The sequence below is a fragment of the Paenibacillus allorhizoplanae genome (assembly GCF_927798215.1).
GTDB classification, from domain to species: domain Bacteria; phylum Bacillota; class Bacilli; order Paenibacillales; family NBRC-103111; genus Paenibacillus_E; species Paenibacillus_E allorhizoplanae.
The window spans coordinates 8,544-32,341 of record NZ_CAKMMW010000013.1 but is presented as its reverse complement, the minus strand read 5'-3'; the positions used below and the strand labels follow the sequence as shown (position 1 = coordinate 32,341).

The following is a 23,798-nucleotide window of genomic DNA, read 5'->3' as shown; positions in this document are numbered from 1 at the left end:
ATGTCATCAGCAGGAAATTCGAACTATAAGCCACTCACGTTACGTGAAAAGGTAGGCCAATTATTCGCTTGTGGGTTTGACGCACTGGAACCGAATCCTCATATAAAGCAACTAATTGAGGAGTATGGGATTGGCGGCGTTATTTATTTCCGTCGTAATGTGAAGGATGCTCATCAGCTTGCTCAGTTGTCTGCTGATTTACAAGCCATCAGCCTCAATAGTGGCGGCCAGCCGTTATTTATTTCCGTGGATCAAGAAGGCGGAATGGTGTCACGAGTTGAAAAGGGAGCAACTTTGCTGCCGGGGAATATGGCATTAGGTGCTGCCTTTGCACCATCTGGCGTATACGCCAGCGCGAAGGTGATGGGGAAAGAGCTTCGCCAAATGGGCGTGAACATGAACTTGGCGCCTTGTTTAGATATCAATAATAACCCGTTAAATCCCGTAATTGGGGTCCGTTCTTATGGTGAAACAGCGGCAATTGTCAGTGATATGGGCACGCACGCTGTCAAAGGGTTGCAAGATATGGGCGTAATCGCAACCGTGAAGCACTTCCCTGGGCATGGGGATACGACAGCTGATTCGCATCATGATTTACCTGTGGTACCGCATAGCATGGAGCGATTGATGGAGCTGGAGCTAGCCCCGTTCATTAAGGCCATTGAAGGCGGCGTAGATGCGATTATGTCCGCACATGTGGTCTTTGAAGCGTTGGAAGACAGCACTGTACCTTCGACGTTGTCGTACAAGATACTGACTGAATTACTGCGCGGTCAGCTTGGCTTCAAAGGGCTGATTGTCACGGATTGCTTAGAAATGAAGGCGATCTCTGAAGGGGTTGGCGTAGCGGAAGGGGCAGTTCGTGCACTCGAAGCGGGAGCGGATATTTTGCTGGTAAGCCATGAGTTGGAGCGTCAGATCGCGGCTATGGAAGCGGTCATTGCAGCTGTGGAAAGCGGTCGGGTTTCAGAAGCACGCATTGATGAGTCTGTTCTACGCATTATGACATACAAATACAAGCGTGAAATCCGTTATGATACACTAACGCAGGTTCCAGATGGGCCCATCTCGACACCTGAACATCAGCTGCTGGCGAAGGAGTTAAGTCGTAAGAGCATCACGAAGGTCAAGGATGAAGTTGGCAAGGACCTCCAATTGAACGATAAAACCTGCGTAATATGGACGGAAGTCCAATCAGGGACGGAAATCGATGAGGTTGTTGATCGTGAAGGAACTCTTGGCAGTGTATTGTCTGAGTTGACTGGGGAGCCTGTGCAAGAGATGTACTTGGGTTTATTTCCTTCCGAGGAGGATATTGCCGAGACATTGAAGCGTTGCGCATCCTATGAGCAAGTGGTCATTGTGACCTACAATGCGACGTTCTCTGAGGGACAAACACAGCTGGTTAAGGCTTTGGCACAGAAAGAAGATGTGCATCTCATTGTCGCAGCAGGGCGTAATCCGTATGACTTGCTTGCGTTCCCTGAAGTGAAAACGTACTATGCTTGTTATGAGAATCGACCGCTGGCGATGGTTTCTCTAGCTAATGTGTTGCTTGGTCGTGAAGCAGCTGTCGGTCGATTACCTGTGACTTTATCCGAGCAATATCCGATTGGCTGGAGACAAGACTAGGGGAAAATAAATATACAAAATTTATATCTAGCAACTTAATGCATCTCTTAGTAAAATCAGAAAGGCTTGTGAAACTTTTCGTTTCCAATTACGTAGGAACAATGCGCACATTTCACGCATTTCACAAGCGATCTAATTATGAAGGGGTGTTTTTTTTCAAATGAGTCAAGCAAACGCTCAATCTGAGCCAACGATGCGATCTTTTTTTGCGAATCGATTCGTTCAAACGATTATGCTATCGGGCATTTTGCTTCAAATCGGAATTTGGATACGTAACTTTGCGATTCTGCTCTATGTCACAGACATGACGAATAATGATCCATACTCGCTTTCCTTAATCTCGGTAGCGGAGTTTGCGCCGATATTTATCTTCTCTTTTATCGGTGGGGCATTCGCCGATCGCTGGAGGCCCAAGCTGACGATGGTTTGGTGCGATTTACTTAGCGCAGCATCTGTTTTTGTTATTTTGATCACGTTGTATATGGGGTCCTGGAAAGCGATCTTCTTTGCCACGTTGGTGTCATCGATTCTTTCCCAATTCTCTCAACCTTCCAACATGAAGCTGTTTAAAGTGCATGTCCCTGCTTCGCAAATGCAACTGGGGATGTCGATGTTTCAATCGATGATGGCGATTTTCATGATTTTGGGGCCGATGCTGGGCTCATTCATCTATTATCGTTTCGGGATCGAAACGGCTGTGGCGATTATGGGAGCATGCTTCCTGTTATCAGCTCTGGTTCTTACGTTCCTACCTAAAGATATGAAAGAAGATACATCGGAGCCGCGCACTACGCATATTTTCATGGAAATGGGTCAAGGCTTTCGTTATGTGCTAAGGAACCGTATGCTAGTCATCCTTGGCGGTTGTTTTGCAGTTGCTGGTCTAGCGATTGGGTTGATAAGCCCACTTGGCATTTTTCTAGTAACTGAGCAATTAGGCTTAGAGAAGTCGAGCTTGCAGTGGTTTATGGCGGCGAATGGGGCCGCGATGATTATAGGCGGTGGTGTAACGATGGCCTTTGCCAAAAAAATATCCCCACAAGCGATGCTCACCGTCGGTATGGCGGTTAGCGCAGTCACTTTTGCCATGCTAGGTGTGACGCATTTGGTATGGTTGGCACTTCTGATGCAGTTTATCTCAGGACTTGTGATGCCAGCTATTCAGATCGGGATTAGTACATTAATTCTAGGGAATACCGAGGAATCTTTCGTTGGACGCGTGAATGGTATTCTAACACCGCTCTTTATGGGTTCGATGGTTATTACTATGAGTCTGGCAGGGACGATTAAAGCGTCTTTCTCACTTGAATCGATCTACCTCACATCGGCGTTGCTCTTTGTTATCGGTGTTGGTATTATGGTGCCGTCTTTGAAAATGAAGTCTGCTCCAATTCCACAGCCGAGCAGTGAACTGAAATAAGCATGAAAAGCGAAAAAGCGATATCTCTTGGCCTGATGGCTAGGGATATCGCTTTATTGTTTTAGAGGAATGGTGTTCCCGATTCCTTGAACGCCAGCTTCATTTCAGGCGTGATGGAGGAGTCGCTAATGATTCCAACCGCTTCCTGTACCTCGCCAATAACAAACAAAGAGCTTCGGCTAAATTTGGAATGATCAGCCACTAGATACGTTTCCATCGATTGCTTCATCATCCGGCGATTCGTTTCGGCTTCAAGCTCGTTGTAGATCATCATGCCGCGGGAGAGGGAGATACCGTCGCAGCCCATAAATGTTTTGCGGATACTGAGATTCTCAAGTGTGGCATTCGCCAGTGGGCCTGATAGTTCAAAGGTTTGTGTGCGAATCACACCACCGGTTAGAATCAACTGCAGCCCTGGCGTGCCGATGAGCTCGTAGGCAATATTCACGGCATTCGTAATGACGGTTAAGTTTTTGAATTGGTTCAGTTTTTTGGCAATGAAAGTCGTAGTCGTTCCACCTGTTAGCCCGATAATATCGCCATCTTCGATGTAACGAAGGGCTTTGTCAGCGATCTCTTTCTTTTCATCTGTGTAGAGGTCCATTTTATTAAAGAAGGGAACTTCCACTTTCAAGCTCTCAAGCACAGCTCCGCCAAAGGTGCGGATACAGCGTTTCTCTTGCTCGAGAATTTCTAGATCTCGTCGTGCAGTTGCTTCAGAGACATTGAATTGCTTCACAATATCCGTCAAGGCAATGGAGCCTTTATCTTTAATTGCATGCATGATGGCATCTCGGCGAACATCGGTCTTTCCCATGGTACCTCCTGACAGCTTTCCTTCTGGAAAGCTAAGTAACGATTCTATGTTAATAGGCTTTTTGGCTAAAAATAACGCTTCCTTCTATCTTATCATGGCGAAGGAAGGTCGTCTATCCGATCAAATGTTGTATCATTTCTTCTCTTTAATTAATTTATGAAAGAAGTACAAACCGATATCCATTCCGCTTCGTTACCTTAAATAGGAAAAGCATTCCACTCAAAATTGAGTTTGCTTCACCCCATTTAAGGAGGCGTGTACGGGTATGAGGTATTTAAAGAAATTAGTCATTTCAGCTGTTGTACTTCTAGGTGTTATCATGGGTCTGACCGCTTTGACAGCGATTGCAGCTGAGCAAATGCATGTGAAATCAGAGACCGATGTGGCAGGCGATCTGGGTATTTTACAAGGAGACGGCAACGGACTTACGACGGAATATCTAAATAAGTCTACAACGAGATTTCAAGCAGCGATCATGTTTCTACGATTAAAAGGACTGGAAACTGAAGCATTAGCTTACAGTGGGATGAATAATTTCAAGGATGCGAGTCTTGTCTACAAAGAGGGCCAAGCGGTTCTTGGTTACCTCAAAGATCACCCTGAGCTAGGTTGGCAAGGCATAGGTGGAGATCAATTTGATCCCGTATCTGGCATCACAGCTCAAGCTTATTATAAGGTATTACTGGAAGCCCTCGGTTACAAGCAAGGAACAGATTTTGAGTTCGCTCAGGTACTTGCTTTCGCTGAACAAAAGGGATTATCCAAAATCGCAAGTGTAGGGCAAGTCGTCAATATGAATGTGGCAACTGCAACAATCGAAGCCTTGCACGCATCATTGAAAGGCAGTAACAAAACACTTGCAACTGTGTTATCAGAAAAAGGTATCCTTGCTGCGAATAAGCTGGAAGTACTTACATACAAATCACTTCAATTAAAGAAAAACGATGCACTTGGCAGCTATTTGACTGATTCCAAAGGAATGACACTCTACACGTTTACAAAAGATGCAGCTGATCTGAATTCTTGTGTGGATGCTTGCTTAGCGAAATGGCCCGTCTATTACGATGATCAACTTATGGTGCCAGCAGGCTTTCAAGCAGCCGATTTTAGTGTATTACTGCGTAAAGACGGTAAGCAGCAATTGATGTACAAAGGATGGCCTTTATATTATTATGCTTTGGATCAAGCAGCAGGGGATACGAAAGGCGATGCGGTTGGTAAGCTCTGGTATGTCATCAAGCCAGCAGCTGGAATTGCCATAGGGACCAAAGCCGATCTTGGCAACTATTTGACGGACACCAAGGGAATGACACTTTATTATTACGACAAAGATACGAAAGGTGTCAGCAATTGTGCTGGAAAATGTTTGGAGAAATGGCCTTTATATAATGCCGACCACATTGCTGCACCTACGGGTACGAACTCGGCTGATTTTGGAACGATCATTCGTGCGGATGGCAAGAAGCAAACAACCTACAAAGGCTTTCCTTTGTACTATTGGGTAGACGATAAGAAGATGGGGGATACGACGGGACAAAATGTGGGTAATGTATGGTTCGTCGTAGATCCAGCGACTTTCAGCGGAACGAAAGCTATCAACAGTTCGGTAAAAACAAGCAAATCGGATCAACTTGGCACATATCTAGTCGATGCTAATGGCATGGCGCTGTACTTGTTTACCAAGGATAAAGCAGATGTAAACTCTTGTGTTGGTGCATGTATTGTAAATTGGCCGATTTTCTATGATGCGAATCTGACGGTGTCGAGTGATTTGAATGGGAGTGATTTCGGAGAATTCACTCGAACTGACGGAACCAAGCAAAACACCTACAAAGGTTGGCCATTGTACTATTGGATTAAAGATAAAAATCCTGGGGATACGACAGGGCAAAACGTTGGAAAAGTGTGGTTCGTTCTAGATCCTGCAAAAACTGAAATCAGGTAACAGGTAACAGAAATGCTATAACTATGAACTTCAACCTTCTGCTTGATGCAGAAAGGTTGGAGTTTTTGTCTATTCGAGCTGAAAATATGGTAATGTAAGAGTTAATTAGACATCAATTTCACTCGGGGAGAGCCAAGCTATGCGAAATCGAACAGATGGGGAGCTTATGCAGCTAATTATGGCGAAAGAGCACTCTGCTTTAGAAGAGCTCTACGATCGTTATGCTAAGCTAGTGTACTCGTTTGCTATGAAATCCATGAAGAATGAGCAGGAAGCTAGAGAAATCGTACAATTGGTGTTTACGCGTCTGTGGACAACAGGCAAGGGCTATGATGCCAGCAAAGGCGTATTCGTCAATTGGATGATTACGATCACACGCAATATTACGATTGACTATGTACGCAAGAATCGTAAACTGGGTCAAGTCGTTCGATTTGAGCCTCGTGAGTGGGAACAAGCACTCGTTTCGGGGGATGCGAATCCGGAGTCGGTCATATCCCGTAAGTCGACGGTTGAACAAATTCAACAAGCCTATGTGCATTTATCAACGAATCAGATTGAATTGATCGAAATGATGTATTGGGAAGGCTATTCGTTAAGTGAGATAGCTTCTAAAAAGAATGAACCAGTAGGCACCGTAAAGAGCCGACTACATCAATGCTTAAAAATACTTCGTAAGCATTTGACATCACGAGGGGAGGATGACGTATGAAAGAACAAGAACCTATTGACTGCAGCTATCTCATCAATTATTTAACAGGCGAATGCACAGAATGGGAACGTGCTTCTTTCGAACGGCATCTGCGCACCTGTGACTCATGCAGAGAGGAATTGCCAGAATTGCGCTCTGTCTGGCTTACGCTACCTTACCACATGGAAGAGGTGGAACTTCCGCCGGATTTGAAGGGGCAAGTGATGAATTCTATTGCAACAATGGAACCAGAACGCAAGAAGCGGCGGTCTTTTACATGGATCTATGGGTTAACCGCTGTAGTCGTATTCGGTATCGTTGTAGGTGTTCTCTGGAATTACTATCCGCTTTCGTCCCCCAAAGAATCGGCAAGTGTTTTACTAGATAAGCCATCGGAAGTCGTTAATACGTTCGTGTTGAAATCAGCGGACACGTCGATGCCTTCAGCTTCAGGAACGGCTTGGGTCGTGAAGCATGGGGATCTTAATAAAGTGGTGGTCAATCTATCTGGACTGAACGAAACACAAGGAAATTGGACATATCAGGTTTGGTTGAACCACAATGGAAAGAAATACAACTGCGGCACGCTTCTCGTGGATAGTAGAGGTGAAGGTGTGTTGTCCTATGATGTTCATGCAAAAGAATTGATAATTGACTCCATTGGTGTCACGTTGGAGCCGGATTCGAATGGCAGTCAACCACGAGGGAAAAAAGTGTTAGGATCTACGTAACTTAACGAAAAAGCAGGCTTCCTTTTCTGAAAAGGAGGCCTGTGTTTCGTTCACTTCATGCCCGAAAGCCAATTAGCTAATGATTCGATATCATCTGGCTTTAACTTGTCTTTGAATCCTGGCATCTCGACTTTACCGTTCATGATTTGTGTGACGATCTGCTCCTTTGTTCTACGTGAACCAACTTTCGTTAGGTTCGGGCCGTAATCTCCTGCCAAGCCTACACCATGGCATACCAAGCAGTTGTCTTTATAGAGCAGCTCGGCTTTTGCGCTTGGGATGCTTGCCGGCGTGTCCTGTGGCTTGACAGTAGGCACAGGCGTAGGGGCTGCAGTAGGTGCAGGCGTCGCGCTAGCAGGAACTGGCGTTGGGGCCGGTGTCGTCGTCGTCGCTGTTGGCGTCGCAGATGCATGCGGTTGAGGCGTTGCGCTGGCTGCAGCTACTGGGCTTGCTGTAGGGGCAGGCGCTGTCGTTGCCACAGGCGTTACGGTCACCGACACCTGTGGAGTCGGTGTTGCTGTTGCCGTCGTTGTCGCTACAGGCGACTGCGTGGCCGAAGCGGCGGCAGGTGAGGCGCCCGCTGGACTGGCTTCTTTTCCGCTGCACCCTGAAGCTGCGAGGAGGATCATCCCACAAAGGCTTGCTTGCATCCATTTGTTCAATCGTTCCAACTCCTTTGTATGTACTTATAAAGGTAACGAAGGCTAATTGATTTCGGTTTGATTTGTGTGAGATAAACTACAGCTAATCCTTCGAATCCAAGAAATCCGCTTCAAATAGATGGAGAAAATCCAGTTAGATTCCGTGAAGCAGGTTTACTCATCGGTTATTAACGGAAAAAGAGGCTGTCTCAAAAGGTCTAAATTGACCTTTGAGACAGCCCTCACAAGAACATCATAACCTAGAGCTACACCGCAGCTCCAGTCAAATCAAGCCAGGCCAGCTCCTGCGCCGACAGCACGAGCTCTGCGCCATCGCGGCAGGAGACCATCTCGGCTTCGGTGCGCGGTCCGATCAGCGCGCACGCCGGAAACGGCTGGCTTAGCACGTAAGCGAGGGCGATCTGGATCGCGCTCACGCCTTTTTCTTGTGCGAGTTGCTGCGCACGCTGCAACCGCGTCCAGTTCTCGTCGCTGTAGAATACGCGAACGAGATCAGCGTTATCGCGGATTTCCGGCGAGAACCGGCCCGTGAAGAAACCGCGCGCCTGCGAAGACCATGACAGCAGTGGAAACTGCTGCTCTTCGTACCAGCGCAAGGCTTCTGCGTCGGCAGAAACGCAGCCAGCCCAGAACGGCTCATTTGGCTTAGCGAGGCTAAGGTTAGGTGAGCTGAAACTAAAGCCAACGAGGCCATGCTGCGCGGCATATTCATTCGCTTCTTGCAAACGCTGATGCGTCCAATTGGACCCACCGAAAGCACGAATACGGCCAGCTTCCAGATGCTCATTCAAAGCTTCGACAATGACGCCAACAGGTGTTGCAGGGTCGTCACGGTGTAAACCGTACAAATCGATGTAATCGGTACGCATCCGATCTAAACTTGTCAGTAAGTCATGACGAATGGCTTCCGGATTCACACGAGGGCCGTTGTTATCATGATGAGCACCTTTGGTGAATAACACCATCTCTTCTCTCTTGCCCGTTTCGTCCAGCCAAATACCAAGCGCTTGTTCGCTCTGCCCGCCACAATAAATATGAGCAGTATCAATCGTGTTCCCGCCAATCGCCAAATAATGATGGAGGATTTCACTAACCTCGTGCGGGTTATCTAGTCTGAAAAAGTCAGATCCCATCACTAATTTGGATACCGGTTTATCTAATCCTTTTATTTGAATATGCTTCATGTATATTCCCCAGCCTCTCGTTTTGAATTATTAAAGCTGAACGCGAGCGCGTTCTGTTGCGGATTTCAAGCAAGCGTCGATAACCTTCAAATTTAAAATGGCATCTTTTGCAGGGAAACGCTGCGCTTTTTCACCCCATGCAGCATAGGCCATATCATCGACTTGCAAGGCGTATTGGTTAAGGAAAGGAACTTTTTCTTCGCGCTGTTCGTTCCCAACAAAAACTTGGAAATGACCAGATTCTTCCGTTGGTGTTACAAAAGCCGATGGAATTACAATGCGTCCTTTGGAACCTAGAATCTCAAGTGTATTTCGGAACGAAGCCCACATCCCGCAATCGAACGTGAGGGCTACATTGCCACTGAATTCAACAAGTCCGGACATCATCATATCGACGTTATCATGTTCCGGAGAGAAGAACGCATGCGTGGTAACAGCTTCAGGTTCACGCTCTAGTAGAAATCTAGCCGCACTTAGCGGATAACAGCCAACATCATAGACCGAGCCGCCGCCCCATTCGCGGACGTAACGAACATTTTTGCTATCATCGGGATTACTGAACGTAAATGTACCGTGAATACCGCGAATATCTCCGATTTCGCCAGATTGCATGATGGCCTTCACACGCTCGTAACGAGGATGATGGCGGTACATGAAAGCTTCAGCGAATAGCACGCCAGCCTCTTCACTAACCGTAACCATTTCCCCAACTTCAGCGGCTGTTAGTGCAGCGGGCTTTTCACATAGTACATGCTTTCCAGCCTGCGCTGCGCGGATCGTCCACTCTTTATGTAAATGGTTCGGAAGTGGGATGTAGATCGCATCAATATCCGAATCCGCAATCAATTCTTCATAGCTTCCATAGGCTTTCGGGATATCAAGCCTGGCGGCAACCTCTTGAGATTTCTCCAGATTGCGACTAGCGATCGCGCTTACAACACCAGTTTCGGACTGTTTAATCCCCGGGATACAGGCACGGATTGCAATACCCGCGCATCCTAAAATTCCCCAACGAAGTTTAGTCATGACAGCAGTTCTCCTTTTTCTTGCGGAATGTGTAACGTTATATTGCTATTATAAAATGAGTTATTTAAAATGAATATAACAATATATTGAATCGACTATCGTAATATTGTCATTAGAGATGAGGTCTTATTCGATGCGCAGACATGTTATGTTACCAACCTTACAGCAATCCATGTATTTCATATTCCCAGAATCCGTAGGCTGGTATCGCGATGAAGCTCAGCATGAAGTCGAGCGCCCTGAGGGCTTATGGTCAACGTATAGTTTGCATTTTGTGATCTCAGGAAAAGGTTATGTGGAAATCGAGGGTCAGCTATACACCTTGCAAAAGGGAGATGCCTTCTTATTTCCGCCCTATCAAGAGCAGCGTTATTACAGTTCAAAAGATGATCCATGGGATGTTCGGTGGGTGCATTTTTATGGGGATCAGATCAAGGAGTTCCTGTTGGAGAAGGGATTTCTGCGCAATTTATGGACGTTAAAAAGAAATGCAGAGCTTGAGAAAGCTTTCAATGAGCTGCTTTTAGAAGCGGAAGCCCATCAAATACTTCGACCTACACAGTTGAGCACGTTGATGTATATGATTTTGTGCGAATTCATGAGCTACGCCTCGCCCTTAACGGTCAATCGAGGGACGGAATCCGTGGATCGGATTCTAGCCTTGCTTCCAGAGATGCAGCGTAGAGCTTGCGAGCCATTTAATCTCGAAGAGTGGGCGGAGCTAACGGGCGTCAGTACGTATTATTTTTGCAAAATATTTCGAAAAGCTACTTCGATGACGCCGCTGTCGTTCATTACACTTTGCCGAATCCAATTCGCTAAGCAGCGTTTAATTGAGAAAGAGAATTGGCCGATCAAAGACATCGCAGGTGAAGCGGGGTATACGTCTGCGAGTTATTTCAATCAGCGATTTCATGAACATGAAGGGATGACACCGAGTGAGTTCCGCAGCCTATATATGAAAGGATCATTTAGTTGAAAAAAGGCTTGGATGCAGTACCCGGTACTAGAAAAAGTTAGTACTTTTGGAAGGCATGCTAGCGCGGTACTCTTAGTCTGTAGAGACGATAAGGGGGCTGAGCAGATGCAAAATCAAGCGAATAAGAAACCTTTTCAAACCAATTGGATATTGCATATGATTCTGGTTGTTTGGCTTGGTGTGTGGGGATGGTTGGCAATTGCGCCGCATAGTCGTGGGGATTGGGTATTAGAAAATCTTTTGACATGGGCAACATTACTTGGATTAATCGCAACATATAGCGTTTTTACATTTTCAAATCTAACGTATGGTTTATTGGCGAGTTTCCTGTTGCTGCATAGCGTAGGGGCTCACTTTTCGTACAACGGCACGTGGTTCGATCCCTGGTTGCGGCATATATTCGGGTCTGAGCGGGATCACTTCGATCGGCTTGTTCATTTGAGTTTCGGGTTGCTTTGCGCCTATCCTATCTATGAAGGTTTGAGGGTCTGGACAACACTTGGGAGAAGATGGATTTATGTGATGACGTGTGTTATCGTTTTGGCTATGGGTGCTTTCTATGAGCTTATCGAAATGTGGGTTGCCATGATCGTAGCTCCTGAGATCGGTACGTTATTCGTTGGTGCGCAAGGGGATCCTTGGGATGCTCAGCATGATATGGAACTCGCCTTGTACGGAGCAGTTATCGCGATGTGTGTGACGGCTTTTGGGAAACGAAGGCGTGTGGAAGATAACTTATAGGGGAAAATGGGAGGCTGCGTTGGGTATGGGAAATGAGAATACAAAGGCATTTGTGTATGTTGGTTCATACACGGATGATCAGCATCCGGTAGGCATTTCTTTATATAGCTTTAATGGGCAAAATGGTGAATTGACGCTGATTGAAACGTACAGCGATTTGCCGAATGCTTCGTTTCTAGCGGTTAACAAGGAAAAAACGGTCTTGTACGCTGTGAGTGAAACGGTGATATATGAGGGACGATTCGGAGGCTCGGCAGCAGCCTATGCGATTGAACCGGGCACGGGGAGATTGAGCAAAATCAACCAACAGCCAGCTGATGGCTCTGCCCCTTGCTACGTTAGCTTGGATGCCACCGGCCACAGGGTGTATGTGGCGAATTACTTAAGCGGCGATGTGACGGTGTTTCCCGTTGAAGCGGGCGGTGGTTTAGGCGAGCCTACACAGCTGATCAAGCATGATGGCGAGCTTGGACCGCAAGCGGATCGCCAAGAAGCGCCGCATGCGCACGCGATTGTCCCGTCACCGGACAATCGATTTGCTGTATCGGTCGATCTGGGACTTGATCGACTGGTCGTTAGCCGCATTGACGCGGAGAGCGGTGACCTGCAGCCGCATGGCGGAGCAGAGGTCAAGCCGGGCGCGGGCCCGCGGCATGTGGTGTTTAACGCGGACAGCACGTATGTGTACGCGATCAATGAGCTGGACAACACGGTGACCGTGTTGTCCTATGAGGCGGACGCGGGCCGCATGGCCGCGGTCCAGAACTTGTCGACACTGCCGGAGGACTTAGGCGGTGTCAGCTATTGCGCGGACATCCACCTCTCAGGGGATGGCCGTTTCTTGTACGCATCGAACCGCGGACACGATAGTATCGCGGTTTATGGGGTCGACCGAGACAGCGGCACGCTGTCGGTCGTGGGTTGGCAGTCGACGCGGGGGCAATGGCCGCGGAACTTCGCGCTTTCGCCGCAGGATGCATTCCTGCTCGCGGCGAATCAGAACTCGAACAGCATCGTTGTTTTCCGCAGGGATGCGGAGACAGGGATGCTGCAAGAAACGGAGCACACCGTAGCGGTATCGCGACCGGTTTGCGTGAGGTTTCTATAAGAAGCGCTGAACGCGCAGCGGCGTTAGGCGCTATTTCTGAAAAAGGAGGGGCAAGTTTCGACTTGCGCCTCCTTTTTTTTGTGTGGCGTGAGCTGTAACATTGAAAAACACGCTTACAGAGGTTGGAGGTGGATGAATCCGCCGAAAGTCATTCTGTAGTGATGAAAAACATCACTACACTCATGAAATATGCCCCCACCCCAACGCGATGCGAGGGCTAAAAAATCCGCCAAAAATTAGTTGCACATGCAACGTATTCGGCGTACACTAAATTAGTGGCAAGTGCAACGATTCGGTAGGTAAGTGTATGTTAGTTGTACAATCAGATACTAGGAGGGGTTGTTGCAATGATTGAAACGAGGAATTCGATTCCAAGGTGGGTCTCGCTGATTTACCGTTACGGACAGATGTATATTGGTGATCATTTGAAGAAATTCGAGATTGGTAGAGGTCAGCATATTTTCCTCAATGCGTTGTATAAAGAGGACGGTTTAACGCAAGAGGAGCTGTCCGACTATTTGAAAATCGATAAAGGAACCACGGCAAAAGCGCTGAAAAAGCTAGAAGAGCAAGGCTACATAACGCGCACTGTCAGTGAAAAAGATAAGCGATGCTACGAGGTTTTATTGACGGATAAAGCTCGCGGAATTAAAGAAGATGTGCGGAAAGTACTCACCGATTGGCGAGAGAGGTTGACGTTCGGATTGTCGGATGAGGAGAAGCAGATGGCTCTTACGATTTTAGAGAAAATGGGTCATAATGCGGCTCATTTTGCTGAGGAAGAGGTAGACCAATGAATATGAGAGTTGCGGGAGCTGTGTTCATTGATCGGCATTTCCATGCGTTGACACACAAGAATTATCGCTATATGTGGTTAGGGCAATGTGTATCGCTGATCGGTACATGGATGCAAAATATCGGGCAGTCCTGGCTCGTTCTCACACTGACGGGATCATCTCTCAAACTTGGGATTGTGGCTGCGTGTCAGTTTCTACCGATTCTATTGTTTTCGCTGTTTGCCGGCATTATTGTGGATAAATTTCCGAAGAAGAAGATTCTTATACTAACTCAAACGGTTTCGATGATACTTGCCTTCGCATTGGCGACATTGGTACTAACGGATACGGTTCGATATGAATATATTCTTGTCTTAGCATTGCTTCTAGGCTTAAATAATACATTGGATATGCCTACAAGGCAGGCTTTTAATGTAGAAATTGTGGGTAAGGAAGATTTGATGAATGCGATTGCACTCAACTCAACGACGTTTAATATGGCAAGAATTGTTGGTCCTTCGATTGGTGCAGTTATGATGGCCTGGTTAGGTGCAGGTTGGTGTTTTTTGCTAAATGGAGTCAGCTTTATAGCTGTTCTATATGGACTGATTCATATTGAAGCAGCGCCCTACGTACGTAAGATGAGAGCGAAAGAAGGTATTCTGAAGGAAATTAAAGATGGTATCGTCTACATTGCCAAAGATCCGATTCTCTCACCAACTGTGTTGCTCGTCACTGTTATTGGTACGCTCGCTTTTAACTTTAATATTCTAATTCCTGTGTTCACCAAAAATGTCCTGCACATGGGAGAGACGACTTACGGTACGTTGATGTCTTGTTTGGGTGTGGGTTCTCTTGCTGGGGCACTGACGATGTCGTTTCGCAGTAAGCGAGGACCAAAGCTGAAGTTGAGTATGGCAGCAAGCTGCATGGTTGCCATTTGCTTAATTCTTAATGGTCTAAGCGGTTCCGTTTGGGTCTGTGGTACGCTGCTTGCGTTCACGGGATTCTTTAATATTTTATTCGCGACAAATAGTAATTCTGCACTTCAAATGTATGCAAAGGATGAGTATCGTGCACGTGTTATGAGTGTGTATTCCCTTGTATTTGCGGGTTCTACACCGATTGGCAGTCTGTTCTCTGGGTTCATTGCGGATCGATTTGGGGCGAATGGCGCATTTGTTGCTTGTGGAGTTCTAACGGGGCTGCTTTGCTTGTTTATTACTTGGAAATATAAGTCGTCGCTCTCAACACAATCTCTTAAAGAGCAGGAAATGGCTTAAAAAGAGTAAATTCGACTTTTTATATTATAAAGATTCTATCATTTGGGTTGTCAATTAACTAGGGATTCGCTACAATATGAGGATAAGTTCATGTGTGAGGAGGGATCTTGTGCTGGGGATATTGAAGAAATGGATGCAGAAACCAATGCAGGAACCGAAGCACACTGTGGATTACAAAACGATGGAAATCGACGTTGTCATTAAATGTTTTGTTTCGGATAAGGAGAAGCCGTTTCGAGTCATCTTTAAAGTAGAGAAACAAGGCTCCTTCTTTTCGAAAGATATTTTTGTGAAAAATGTGGATTCGAAAACATCCTATGAGCTCATTCATAACTTTTCCACGCTTGGCATGAACAATGAAGAGTTGAACAAGTATGAAAGCACAGATTATGCTGAATACAGCTTCGCTACGTTGGAAGAAGCCAAAAAAGTGAAAGATACAACCGTCGATTACATACGCTTTCTGATCCGCGAGCATCAGCAAGAGACACTAGCTAAAATATCATAATGGTTTAAAAACAAGGAAGGAGCTGGCGATCAATTCGCACGGCTCCTTTTTTGGCGCTTATATTTGATTGTGTTTATGCATCAGCCTTTTGTTGTAAAACAATTTCTTTCAGCTTATGTTGGCGAAGCTTCGTAATCGACGTGTATTTGGATTCGGATCCTCTAACTTCGAAAAATACTTTACCGTCCCCAATATGTTGAATTTTACGAGTGTTTACATAACTATCTGTGTTTACTTTGAAAAAGCTACTATCTGAGGTTATATTCTGGATCTCTTCCGTATTAAGACGTTTCTTGACATGATAGTTCTTCCCATGAAAGGAGACTAGGCCATGCTCACCAACGCGGAAATACATGATGTCCTTTTCTAAAATAAAATCCTCATACGTATTTTTTACTTCGAGCTCGAGCGCTACATTCATTTTATTTGCCCCCTTCTTAAAATGATAACGCTTACATTCACTGTGACGGTTTTATCTTACCATAATCTGTGAGGCATGGGAAGGCTTTTTCATCGAAAAAAAACCAACATGTTTCTCCCTTTCTAGGTTGAGTATGTTGGTTTTTCGCTAATTTTGACGAACGAACACTTATTTCCTCGGAAATAATTTACAGTGGAATGTTACGTGCAACCCATACGCCAGCAGCACCTGCTTGTGCTAATCCTCGAGTAATACCAGCACCGTCCCCACCACAGAAGAGACCTCTGATTTCAGTCTCAAAACTCTCGCTCAGCTTAGGTCGAGCCGAGTAAAATTTCGCTTCTACACCGTAGAAAAGCGTATGTTCGGATGCGATACCTGGTGTAACTTTTTCAAGAGCATGAATCATTTCGATTAAGCTTTTCATCGTATTGTAGGGAAGGACAAGTCCGAGATCCCCTGGCACTGCTTCCGAAAGCGTTGGTTCTAAGAAGCCTTCACGTATCCGGTCAGCGGTGGATCGACGTCCTCGCATAATATCGCCGAATTTCTGAACGATGACGCCACCGCTAGATAAGTCATTCGCGTGTTTACATATTTCTCTCGCATATTCATTCGGTTTATCGAAAGGCTCCGTAAACTTATGAGAAACGAGTAACGCGAAATTTGTGTTGTTGGATCCAAGTGCAGGATCCTTGTAAGAATGGCCATTTGCTGCCATGATGCCGCTGTGATTTTCAACAACGACATGTCCAGAAGGGTTGCTGCAGAAGGTCCTAACTCGTGTACCAACTGAAGTGTTATACACAAATTTACCTTCATACAGATGTTCGTTAATTTCTCGCATGACGACATCAGAGGTTTCAACACGGACACCAACATCGACTTGATTGTTGGACATTTTGAGTCGGCGCTTCTTGAGAACCTGCGTTAACCAAGCTGAACCGTCTCGTCCTGGAGCCAGCATGACATAATTGCTAAGGAGCTCCGTGCCATCCTTCAAACGAATGCCTTGAATGACATTTTTATCTTCCTTTTTCGTTGTGATGATATCATCGACTTCGGTTTTGAACTGCATATCGATGCGTGTTTTTAAATATTCATAGATGGATTTGAGAATCATTAGATTTTGTTCTGTGCCCAAATGACGAACCTGAGCGCGAAGCAGCTTTAAGCCCGCCGCGTAGGAGCGTTGCTCTATATCTTTCACTGCTTCGGTTGTAGGATCCGTAATGTTTTCTGTAGCTCCATGCTGGAGATTGATACTATCCACGTATCGGATCAGCTCCATAACTTTACTAGGTGCCAAATAATCTGTCATCCAGCCACCGAACTCGGTTGTAATATTGAATTTGCCATCACTGTAAGCACCAGCTCCGCCAAAACCGGAGGTGATGGAACACGCAGGGAGACAACCAGAGAAGTCCTTCTTACCAGCTGGAGGTGGGCAAAGTTTGATTTTATTTTCAAGAATCGGACAACTGCGTTTGTAAATATCGTGGCCTTTGTCAACGAGTAAAATGTTCGCGTTAGGGTGAAGCAATGTCATCTCATAGCAAGCAAAAATACCGGCAGGTCCTGCACCAACAACGATAAAATCATAAGCTTTCATAGCAGCAATCTCCTCTGGAACAATCATATTTGGACGCAAAAAAACCTAGCCACACGGGTATGCGAAAAAGAGCACCCGTCGTAGCTAGGAAGTTATGGCTTCCTCTAGAGACCCCCAAGCCAATCCTCGAGGATATACGAACGATTCATAGTTATGTGGCTGATTATCATTGCCTTGATTATCATAATACGAACATTATTGGTTGTCAATGGGTTAATGTTCGTGAAAATGACCAGGGAATTGATATGCAAAAAAGTCGTGTGCATGATGCACACGACTTTTTTGTTTGGTTTTAAAGCGTAATCGTCACGACTGCTGAACGTGGGTTTTTATCTCCAAACTTACGGTGCCATTGACTTGTAGGTTTGTCCGTACCTGCACCTGCTGAACCTGGATGGTTAACGGACACAAATACAGTATCCTGGTTTTCGGTGAAGGAAACGCCGCTAAGTGCAGCTTCCGTTGGGGCAGAAGCGAACTGTTTCGTTTTACTTGCAACACCTGCACGGTGGATGAGATACATGCCATTATTTTTAAATTCGGACCAAGCACCGGAATTTAATTGGTCAGGAGCAAGATCTGAACCGACCCATAGGTTACCATGTTTATCAAAGGATAAACTGCCAGGAGAGCTAAAACCGCTTTGTCGTCCACCTGTAAGAAACGTTTCGAACTCAAAGCTAGTGCTGCCTTTTTCTTTTAGACGAATTATCTGACCATGAAGGTTGCCTCGGTTAGTATTCTGCGTATAAGCAATATATACAGATTTATCTATGGGATGCAGGGTAAGCTCAGAAGGACGATCACAGATGGTTGCTCCTATAATTTGTGCTGCTTCATTGGCATAAGTAAGCACATCACTTTGGGTTGTGAACTGTTCAAGCAGGACTTCTTTCGATTTATACATAGACTCAGGTACTTGATAGGTAAAGCTTTTTAGCATTTTATTGACATTCGAAAGGGAGAGTTCAATCCAACGCCCCTGAATGAAGTCTGCGGCATATAGATTACCTTCTGCTAAAAGATTTTCTTTATCTTGACCATTGCTCCATTGGTCTTTGCTTACGAATTTGTATACAAATCCGGTCGGTGAGTCTTCCCCCATGTAAAGGACAACTTGGTTACTCGCATTTAAAGTCATAGCCGCACTGCCGTGATGAAATCTGCCTAGAGCTGTGTGTTTCACGGGTTGATTCTGCACATTGAAAGGGTCGATCTCGACGATCCAGCCGTAATGAGACAGTGCTAATCCGGCATCACGACAAGTTGCTTCATACTGGTTTTCGCAAGCAAGCTGCGTGTTCCATAAGGTTTTGGAGCCACCGCGGTTAGCGAATGTCCCTTGGACACGCGTAGCACCATGAACCGATGATGTTCCTCGAACGGGTCCTGTTAACTCGATCGGAGATAAGCCTGAGATCCGTCGTGCAAGGGAGGAATCGTCAACAAGTTTCCACGCTCCGAAGGTATCTTTCTTGAGATGTAACAAGGAGCCACCTTGCTCGTAAAGCAGCTGTTTCTGTTGTTCCCATACGATAGGTTTAGAACGATCTATGAGCCAAGGATACTGACCTGATTCATGATTGACCCATAGCAAGGCTTCATTATTTGAATGAGGCAGTTGGTAAAAGGAGGTGTAGCAGCTGTTAAAGCCAAAGGTATCACCATTTTTGTTGATTTTATCCCCGTATGCCGCTATGACCTGATAGGAGTATCCATTACTTAATAGAAGTTGATCCGCATCAGCTGCTGTATGTAAGGTAGGGTTGAATACTTCTGGCAACTGCTCATAGGCATCAATGACCTCTGAAGCACTTGCTTTCTGAGTGAATGCTGCGAGACCTGTATAGGTGGAAGCAACTGAAACTGCACTTAAGCCTAAATATTGCAAAAAATGTCGCCGTGAAAATGTTTTTTTTGACTCCATGACGTTCCCCCCGACTTGAATGAGCTTATTATAGTAATAACATACCATAAAATAAAAAATATGCATGTATTATTACCTAAATTTTGCTAGAATAATAGAGAATATTGTCGAAATTTTTAGAGTGGAAGATAACTCGTTTTTGTTTAATTAGCATGCAACCGTCAATTCAAAATTAGGAGGATACATATAATGGCCTATGTTGGTGAGATTAGAATGTTTGGAGGTAATTTTGCTCCGTATGGATGGATGTTTTGTAATGGTCAAATACTCCCGATTTCCCAATATGAGTCTTTATACAGTTTAATAGGATCGACTTATGGCGGTGATGGAATTAGTACCTTCGCTTTGCCCAATTTACAGAGCAGGGTACCGCTACACGTAGGGAATGAGGCAACATTTGGTGAACAAGGTGGTGTGGAAGAGGTTACGCTAACCGTAAATCAAATTCCTGCTCATTCACATGCTTTTGGTGTATCGTCCAAATTTGGAAGTACGAACACACCTGAGGGGACTGTCCTAGCAAGATCAACACTCAATCAATTCACGGATAGCGTTGGGGCGACGCAAACTACAGGAATCCTCGGAAGTACTGGTGGAAGTGGGGCGCATTCTAATATTCAGCCATATTTGGCTATCAATTATATTATTTGTGTGGAGGGGGACTATCCTAGCATAGAAGGAGGCATGTATGATGAAGAGTATTTGGCTGAAATACGTTGGGTTGCATTTAATTTTGTGCCACGTGGCTGGGCACTTTGTAACGGTCAAACACTTCCCATTGCTCAGAATCAAGCACTTTTCGCTTTAATGGGGACAACTTATGGCGGAAATGGACAATCGACATTTGCTTTACCTAATTTACAGAATAGAATCCCCATTCATATGGGGGAGGGGTTTACAATTGGTGAGTCGGGCGGAGAGAAAATCCATACTTTAACTACAAATGAAATGCCTGCCCACATGCATTCACTTAGCGCAAGTTTAAACACAGCGGATTCCAAAAATCTCGCAAATCATACATTTGCTATGACCACTACGAGCTCGTATGGTTATATCGCGGATAATGCATCTAACAGCTCCATGGTTGCTTATATAGGCGGGGGGCAACCACATGAGAATAGACAGCCGTTCCTTTGTCTGAATGCAATTATCGCAACTGAGGGGATTTTCCCTAGTAGAAATTAAGGAGAGATTTTATGGATCAATATCTTGGAGAAATTCGCATTTTCCCGTTTAATTTCGCTCCTACAGGGTGGGTGCAGTGCAACGGCCAAATACTATCTATACAGCAAAATGCAGCATTATTTTCATTATTAGGCACAACGTATGGAGGAGATGGGAGAACTACCTTTGCCCTTCCGAATTTACAAGGGAAAGTTCCCTTGCACCCAGGACAAGGACCGGGATTGTCGCAGTATGATCTGGGTCAATCGGAGGGTTCTGAGTCAGTCACGTTGCTGACTTCGCAAATACCAGCGCACTCTCATGCAATGCAATATGAAAGATCTGGATTTGCTCAGGAATCTCCGAAAGATCAGATGTTAATGGATATTCAAGGTAGACGTGGGGCAGCTGCTTATACAGAGATGACTAACTTGAAGCCAATGGGAGCACAAGCCGTTGCTCCAACTGGAAATAGCCAGCCTCATAATAATATGCAACCGTATCTGACTCTTAATTTTTGTATTGCTACGCAAGGAATATTTCCACCACGATATTAAATAGCTTATTTTATTGTTTTTTAATGAGGGAGAGGGGGGCGAGGAAGTGGCATTCGGTCGAAAGGAACCATTGGCTTTTAAGAAATTTAATAGGAGTTTGTTAGTTTTTTTTCTAATGTTGGTTGCGATTGTTGGCGTTTGGTTTAGCTTTGTTGGGTCAGCTAAAGCTGCTACCACATTTACAGTAAATACAACGATGGACGTTGTAGATGCTTATCCTGGAAACGGGATTTGTGATGATGGCAATGGAGACTGCTCGATCAGAGCAGCTTTAATGGAAGCAAATGAGTTGGCAGGTACTGATACGATTACGATACCGCCTGGCACATATACGTTGAATTCAACGCTCGGGCAGTTGGTGATAAGTAGCGACGTCATTTTAGATGGGAATTTAGGTAATCCTGCGAATACGATTATTCAAGCAGCAAGCAATGCTGCGTCTGCAACGAACCGTGTATTGTCCATTAATCCAAATGTCAGTACTCCTGGATATGATGTCAAGATTCAAGGACTCACGATTCGTTATGGTAAAGCCCCGCTTGGATATGGTGGAGGTGGAATAGATGGAGACGCGGGAACCCGTACGATTGAGATAGCTCATTCGATCATTCAGGATAACCACACGTCTGGAGTTGGTTTCGGAGGTGGCGCTTATTTATCGGGTGCAGCAGGTGGGACAGTTAAACTAAATGATGTTACTTTCCAAAATAATGAGGCCGGAATTTCTAGCTCTTCGTCCTATAGTTCGCAAGGCGGAGGAGTATTTTTGCAGGGGGATATGAACCTTGATCTGGTTAATGTTACCGTTACAAACAATACCTCTTATGGACTTGGGGGTGGTATGGCGATAACTCCGGAGACTACAACCTCGCGGATAGTTACTATCACAGATGGTTTGTTCACTGGGAATAGGGCAGCCAGTAAAGCATCCGGTGCAGGCTCCGAGGGGCAAGCTGGAGGTATATATTTAGGTGTACCTGCGATTATTTCACAGACAGCGATAACTAATAATGTGGCTGATGGAGATGGTGGCGGTCTTGTTGTTGATCATTATTTCGGATCGGTATCTTTAAATACTGTGGCATTAACAGGTAATACCGCTGTTCGTGGCGGAGCGATCTATGTAACTGGCTTATCAATACCTAATCTGATTAATGGTGTTGTGATGAGCGGAAATAATGGCGGGGATCTTACGATTAATCCAGACAAAAAAGATTTGCAAGTAGCCATAGCGCCAGCGTCTGGGTCAAACGGAATTTTTTCACCAGGGAAAACGGGAGCACATTATACGGTTACGGTTTATAATTCCGGGACGCCACCCGTGAGTGGTCCAGTGACTACGGTAGTTACGTTGCCAACAGGATTGACACCAACAGCCATGAGTGGGAATGGATGGTCTTGTACTTATACTACACGGACTTGTTCACGATCCGATATTCCGCAAGGTCAATCTGCGTATCCACCTATTGATTTGACTGTGAATGTTGCAGCAAATGCAGCCCGCACATTAACAAGTTCGGTAACAGTATCTGGCGGCACGGAGATGTATACTTCAAATAATAGTGCGTCATATACTACAACCGTTGTGAGTAATGATTCCCTGTTAAGTAATTTAACAGTTTCTAAAGGCATATTAGCACCAGCTTTCGACGCAGGTAAAAGGGCATACACAGTAAGCCTTCCTTATGTGGACGACACTTTGAAAGTTATGCCAACTGTTCATGAATCACATGCAACAGTGACAGTTAACAATAGTTCAGTTGAAAGTGGAACTTTGAGCCAACCTATTTCTCTTCTGGTAGGTAATACAGAGATTACTATTACGGTGAGAGCAGAAGATGGAACAACGACTACGACTGTGGTTACCGTGAATCGTGCTTTACCTGTTGTGAGTAGTATTGAAGTATTAAGTGGTGATAATGCAGCATCTGTGACGATTGGACAAACGTTGCAAATGAGTGCCAACGTCTTACCCGAGAACGCTGGTAACAAGACACTAACCTGGAGTGTAGTTGCTGGTACGGGAGATGCGAGTATTAATTCTGACGGATTATTGACTGGAATAGCGTTAGGCGAGGTACTTGTCAAGGCAACAGCTAAAGATGGTTCTGGTGTAGTTGGGACGCAGAGTATTACGATTGCACCTAAAAAGGTTACAGGTATTGACGTAATAAGTGAGAGCGAGACAACAAATGTACGAAATGGAGAAACGCTGCAATTGAGAGCGTTAGTATATCCCGAGGATGCAACGGATGCTACCGTTGTATGGAGCATCGAGCCAGGTACAGGAAATGCGGAGATAAACGAGTCGACTGGCTTATTAACGGGAACTGCAGTAGGTGAAGTTATCGTTAAGGCAACGGCGAATGATAATCCAGACATTGTGGGAACGCTGACAGTTACAATTAAAGCGATACCTGTTACAGGTATAGACGTAATAAGTGAAAGCGAAACAACAAACGTACGAAATGGAGAAACGCTGCAATTGAGAGCGTTGGTATATCCCGAGGATGCGACGGATGCTACCGTTGTATGGAGCATCGAGCCAGGTACAGGAAATGCGGAGATAAACGAGTCGACTGGCTTATTAACGGGAACTGCAGTAGGTGAAGTT

At 45.4% G+C, this 23,798-nt stretch carries 21 protein-coding genes and 1 riboswitch; of the genes, 14 read left to right on the top strand and 7 right to left on the bottom strand.

Features of this window, described 5'->3' with window-relative positions:
* A complete protein-coding gene (nagZ, locus tag L6I86_RS20310; protein WP_236290044.1) occupies nucleotides 1–1,632 on the top strand; it encodes a beta-N-acetylhexosaminidase in 1,632 nt (543 codons plus the stop codon).
* A gap of 160 nt (nucleotides 1,633–1,792) precedes the next feature.
* Entirely contained in the window at nucleotides 1,793–3,052 is a 1,260-nt protein-coding gene (locus tag L6I86_RS20305) for an MFS transporter (RefSeq protein ID WP_236290041.1), read from the top strand.
* Nucleotides 3,053–3,113: 61 nt separating this feature from the next.
* On the opposite strand, the gene L6I86_RS20300 is transcribed toward L6I86_RS20305, so the two are convergent.
* Entirely contained in the window at nucleotides 3,114–3,869 is a 756-nt protein-coding gene (locus tag L6I86_RS20300) for a DeoR/GlpR family DNA-binding transcription regulator (protein ID WP_171632028.1), read from the bottom strand.
* A gap of 265 nt (nucleotides 3,870–4,134) precedes the next feature.
* Here L6I86_RS20300 and L6I86_RS20295 point away from each other — a divergent pair, with 265 nt between their 5' ends.
* The 3 genes from L6I86_RS20295 (at nucleotide 4,135) to L6I86_RS20285 (ending at nucleotide 7,236) form a co-directional block, all read left to right on the top strand.
* Nucleotides 4,135–5,814 carry a hypothetical protein gene (locus L6I86_RS20295; RefSeq protein ID WP_236290039.1) on the top strand — a complete coding sequence of 560 codons (1,680 nt, stop codon included), beginning with the start codon at nucleotides 4,135–4,137 and terminating at the stop codon, nucleotides 5,812–5,814.
* A gap of 139 nt (nucleotides 5,815–5,953) precedes the next feature.
* Entirely contained in the window at nucleotides 5,954–6,526 is a 573-nt protein-coding gene (locus tag L6I86_RS20290; protein WP_056610566.1) for an RNA polymerase sigma factor, read from the top strand.
* Nucleotides 6,523–7,236: an anti-sigma factor gene (locus L6I86_RS20285; RefSeq protein ID WP_236290037.1), complete on the top strand. Its 714-nt coding sequence runs from the start codon at nucleotides 6,523–6,525 to the stop codon at nucleotides 7,234–7,236. The genes L6I86_RS20290 and L6I86_RS20285 overlap by 4 nt, the downstream gene beginning before the upstream one ends.
* Nucleotides 7,237–7,286: 50 nt before the next feature.
* Here the strand turns inward: L6I86_RS20285 and L6I86_RS20280 are convergent, their stop codons facing one another.
* From L6I86_RS20280 to L6I86_RS20270, 3 genes are all read right to left on the bottom strand, one after another.
* Complete coding sequence (locus L6I86_RS20280; protein ID WP_236290035.1) at nucleotides 7,287–7,898, bottom strand: c-type cytochrome; 612 nt, start codon at nucleotides 7,896–7,898, stop codon at nucleotides 7,287–7,289.
* Between the two features lie 245 nt (nucleotides 7,899–8,143).
* The gene (locus tag L6I86_RS20275; protein WP_236290033.1) at nucleotides 8,144–9,082 is read right to left on the bottom strand and encodes an aldo/keto reductase; all 939 of its coding nucleotides are present in this window, start codon (nucleotides 9,080–9,082) and stop codon (nucleotides 8,144–8,146) included.
* Between the two features lie 30 nt (nucleotides 9,083–9,112).
* Entirely contained in the window at nucleotides 9,113–10,108 is a 996-nt protein-coding gene (locus L6I86_RS20270) for a Gfo/Idh/MocA family protein (RefSeq protein ID WP_236290031.1), read from the bottom strand.
* 133 nt (nucleotides 10,109–10,241) lie between these two features.
* Between L6I86_RS20270 and L6I86_RS20265 the strand changes: the two genes are divergently transcribed.
* From L6I86_RS20265 to L6I86_RS20240, 6 genes are all read left to right on the top strand, one after another.
* Nucleotides 10,242–11,087, top strand: a complete 846-nt coding sequence (locus L6I86_RS20265; RefSeq protein ID WP_236290029.1) for a helix-turn-helix transcriptional regulator — start codon at nucleotides 10,242–10,244, stop codon at nucleotides 11,085–11,087.
* A 105-nt stretch (nucleotides 11,088–11,192) separates the two neighbouring features.
* A complete protein-coding gene (locus L6I86_RS20260; protein ID WP_236290026.1) occupies nucleotides 11,193–11,828 on the top strand; it encodes a DUF2238 domain-containing protein in 636 nt (211 codons plus the stop codon).
* Between the two features lie 25 nt (nucleotides 11,829–11,853).
* Nucleotides 11,854–12,936 carry a lactonase family protein gene (locus L6I86_RS20255; RefSeq protein WP_236290025.1) on the top strand — a complete coding sequence of 361 codons (1,083 nt, stop codon included), beginning with the start codon at nucleotides 11,854–11,856 and terminating at the stop codon, nucleotides 12,934–12,936.
* A 347-nt stretch (nucleotides 12,937–13,283) separates the two neighbouring features.
* Nucleotides 13,284–13,733, top strand: coding sequence for a MarR family winged helix-turn-helix transcriptional regulator (locus tag L6I86_RS20250; RefSeq protein ID WP_236290023.1), 450 nt, complete (start codon nucleotides 13,284–13,286; stop codon nucleotides 13,731–13,733).
* Nucleotides 13,730–14,995 (top strand): MFS transporter, encoded by a 1,266-nt coding sequence (locus L6I86_RS20245; protein ID WP_236290021.1) that lies wholly within the window; start codon nucleotides 13,730–13,732, stop codon nucleotides 14,993–14,995. Before L6I86_RS20250 ends, L6I86_RS20245 begins: the two co-directional genes overlap by 4 nt.
* Before the next feature lie 109 nt (nucleotides 14,996–15,104).
* Nucleotides 15,105–15,503: a hypothetical protein gene (locus L6I86_RS20240; protein ID WP_057311922.1), complete on the top strand. Its 399-nt coding sequence runs from the start codon at nucleotides 15,105–15,107 to the stop codon at nucleotides 15,501–15,503.
* A gap of 73 nt (nucleotides 15,504–15,576) precedes the next feature.
* Here L6I86_RS20240 and L6I86_RS20235 read toward each other — a convergent pair whose 3' ends face one another.
* From L6I86_RS20235 to L6I86_RS20225, 3 genes are all read right to left on the bottom strand, one after another.
* Nucleotides 15,577–15,924, bottom strand: coding sequence for a LytTR family transcriptional regulator DNA-binding domain-containing protein (locus L6I86_RS20235; protein ID WP_236290018.1), 348 nt, complete (start codon nucleotides 15,922–15,924; stop codon nucleotides 15,577–15,579).
* A gap of 187 nt (nucleotides 15,925–16,111) precedes the next feature.
* Nucleotides 16,112–17,536 (bottom strand): NAD(P)/FAD-dependent oxidoreductase, encoded by a 1,425-nt coding sequence (locus tag L6I86_RS20230; protein WP_236290016.1) that lies wholly within the window; start codon nucleotides 17,534–17,536, stop codon nucleotides 16,112–16,114.
* Between the two features lie 61 nt (nucleotides 17,537–17,597).
* Nucleotides 17,598–17,696: riboswitch (purine riboswitch) on the bottom strand.
* Between the two features lie 132 nt (nucleotides 17,697–17,828).
* On the bottom strand, nucleotides 17,829–19,463 hold the full coding sequence (locus tag L6I86_RS20225; protein ID WP_236290015.1) for a PhoX family protein: 1,635 nt from the start codon (nucleotides 19,461–19,463) through the stop codon (nucleotides 17,829–17,831).
* Between the two features lie 189 nt (nucleotides 19,464–19,652).
* Between L6I86_RS20225 and L6I86_RS20220 the strand changes: the two genes are divergently transcribed.
* The 3 genes from L6I86_RS20220 to L6I86_RS20210 form a co-directional block, all read left to right on the top strand.
* Nucleotides 19,653–20,648: a phage tail protein gene (locus tag L6I86_RS20220; RefSeq protein ID WP_236290013.1), complete on the top strand. Its 996-nt coding sequence runs from the start codon at nucleotides 19,653–19,655 to the stop codon at nucleotides 20,646–20,648.
* Nucleotides 20,649–20,659: 11 nt separating this feature from the next.
* The gene (locus L6I86_RS20215; RefSeq protein WP_236290011.1) at nucleotides 20,660–21,184 is read left to right on the top strand and encodes a phage tail protein; all 525 of its coding nucleotides are present in this window, start codon (nucleotides 20,660–20,662) and stop codon (nucleotides 21,182–21,184) included.
* 46 nt (nucleotides 21,185–21,230) lie between these two features.
* On the top strand, nucleotides 21,231–23,798 hold a 2,568-nt coding region (locus L6I86_RS20210), incomplete at its 3' end, for an Ig-like domain-containing protein (RefSeq protein WP_236290009.1).

What these genes read in the sequence shown, in the direction of transcription:
- L6I86_RS20270 (WP_236290031.1), bottom strand. Translation starts at nt 10,108, where the DNA reads ATGACTAAACTTCGTTGGGGAATTTTAGGATGCGCGGGTATTGCAATC.
- L6I86_RS20300 (WP_171632028.1), bottom strand. Translation starts at nt 3,869, where the DNA reads ATGGGAAAGACCGATGTTCGCCGAGATGCCATCATGCATGCAATTAAA.
- L6I86_RS20285 (WP_236290037.1), top strand. Translation starts at nt 6,523, where the DNA reads ATGAAAGAACAAGAACCTATTGACTGCAGCTATCTCATCAATTATTTA.
- L6I86_RS20275 (WP_236290033.1), bottom strand. Translation starts at nt 9,082, where the DNA reads ATGAAGCATATTCAAATAAAAGGATTAGATAAACCGGTATCCAAATTA.
- L6I86_RS20255 (WP_236290025.1), top strand. Translation starts at nt 11,854, where the DNA reads ATGGGAAATGAGAATACAAAGGCATTTGTGTATGTTGGTTCATACACG.
- L6I86_RS20265 (WP_236290029.1), top strand. Translation starts at nt 10,242, where the DNA reads ATGCGCAGACATGTTATGTTACCAACCTTACAGCAATCCATGTATTTC.
- L6I86_RS20230 (WP_236290016.1), bottom strand. Translation starts at nt 17,536, where the DNA reads ATGAAAGCTTATGATTTTATCGTTGTTGGTGCAGGACCTGCCGGTATT.
- L6I86_RS20260 (WP_236290026.1), top strand. Translation starts at nt 11,193, where the DNA reads ATGCAAAATCAAGCGAATAAGAAACCTTTTCAAACCAATTGGATATTG.
- L6I86_RS20220 (WP_236290013.1), top strand. Translation starts at nt 19,653, where the DNA reads ATGGCCTATGTTGGTGAGATTAGAATGTTTGGAGGTAATTTTGCTCCG.
- L6I86_RS20245 (WP_236290021.1), top strand. Translation starts at nt 13,730, where the DNA reads ATGAATATGAGAGTTGCGGGAGCTGTGTTCATTGATCGGCATTTCCAT.
- L6I86_RS20235 (WP_236290018.1), bottom strand. Translation starts at nt 15,924, where the DNA reads ATGAATGTAGCGCTCGAGCTCGAAGTAAAAAATACGTATGAGGATTTT.
- L6I86_RS20250 (WP_236290023.1), top strand. Translation starts at nt 13,284, where the DNA reads ATGATTGAAACGAGGAATTCGATTCCAAGGTGGGTCTCGCTGATTTAC.
- L6I86_RS20305 (WP_236290041.1), top strand. Translation starts at nt 1,793, where the DNA reads ATGAGTCAAGCAAACGCTCAATCTGAGCCAACGATGCGATCTTTTTTT.
- nagZ (WP_236290044.1), top strand. Translation starts at nt 1, where the DNA reads ATGTCATCAGCAGGAAATTCGAACTATAAGCCACTCACGTTACGTGAA.
- L6I86_RS20215 (WP_236290011.1), top strand. Translation starts at nt 20,660, where the DNA reads ATGGATCAATATCTTGGAGAAATTCGCATTTTCCCGTTTAATTTCGCT.
- L6I86_RS20295 (WP_236290039.1), top strand. Translation starts at nt 4,135, where the DNA reads ATGAGGTATTTAAAGAAATTAGTCATTTCAGCTGTTGTACTTCTAGGT.
- L6I86_RS20290 (WP_056610566.1), top strand. Translation starts at nt 5,954, where the DNA reads ATGCGAAATCGAACAGATGGGGAGCTTATGCAGCTAATTATGGCGAAA.
- L6I86_RS20225 (WP_236290015.1), bottom strand. Translation starts at nt 19,463, where the DNA reads ATGGAGTCAAAAAAAACATTTTCACGGCGACATTTTTTGCAATATTTA.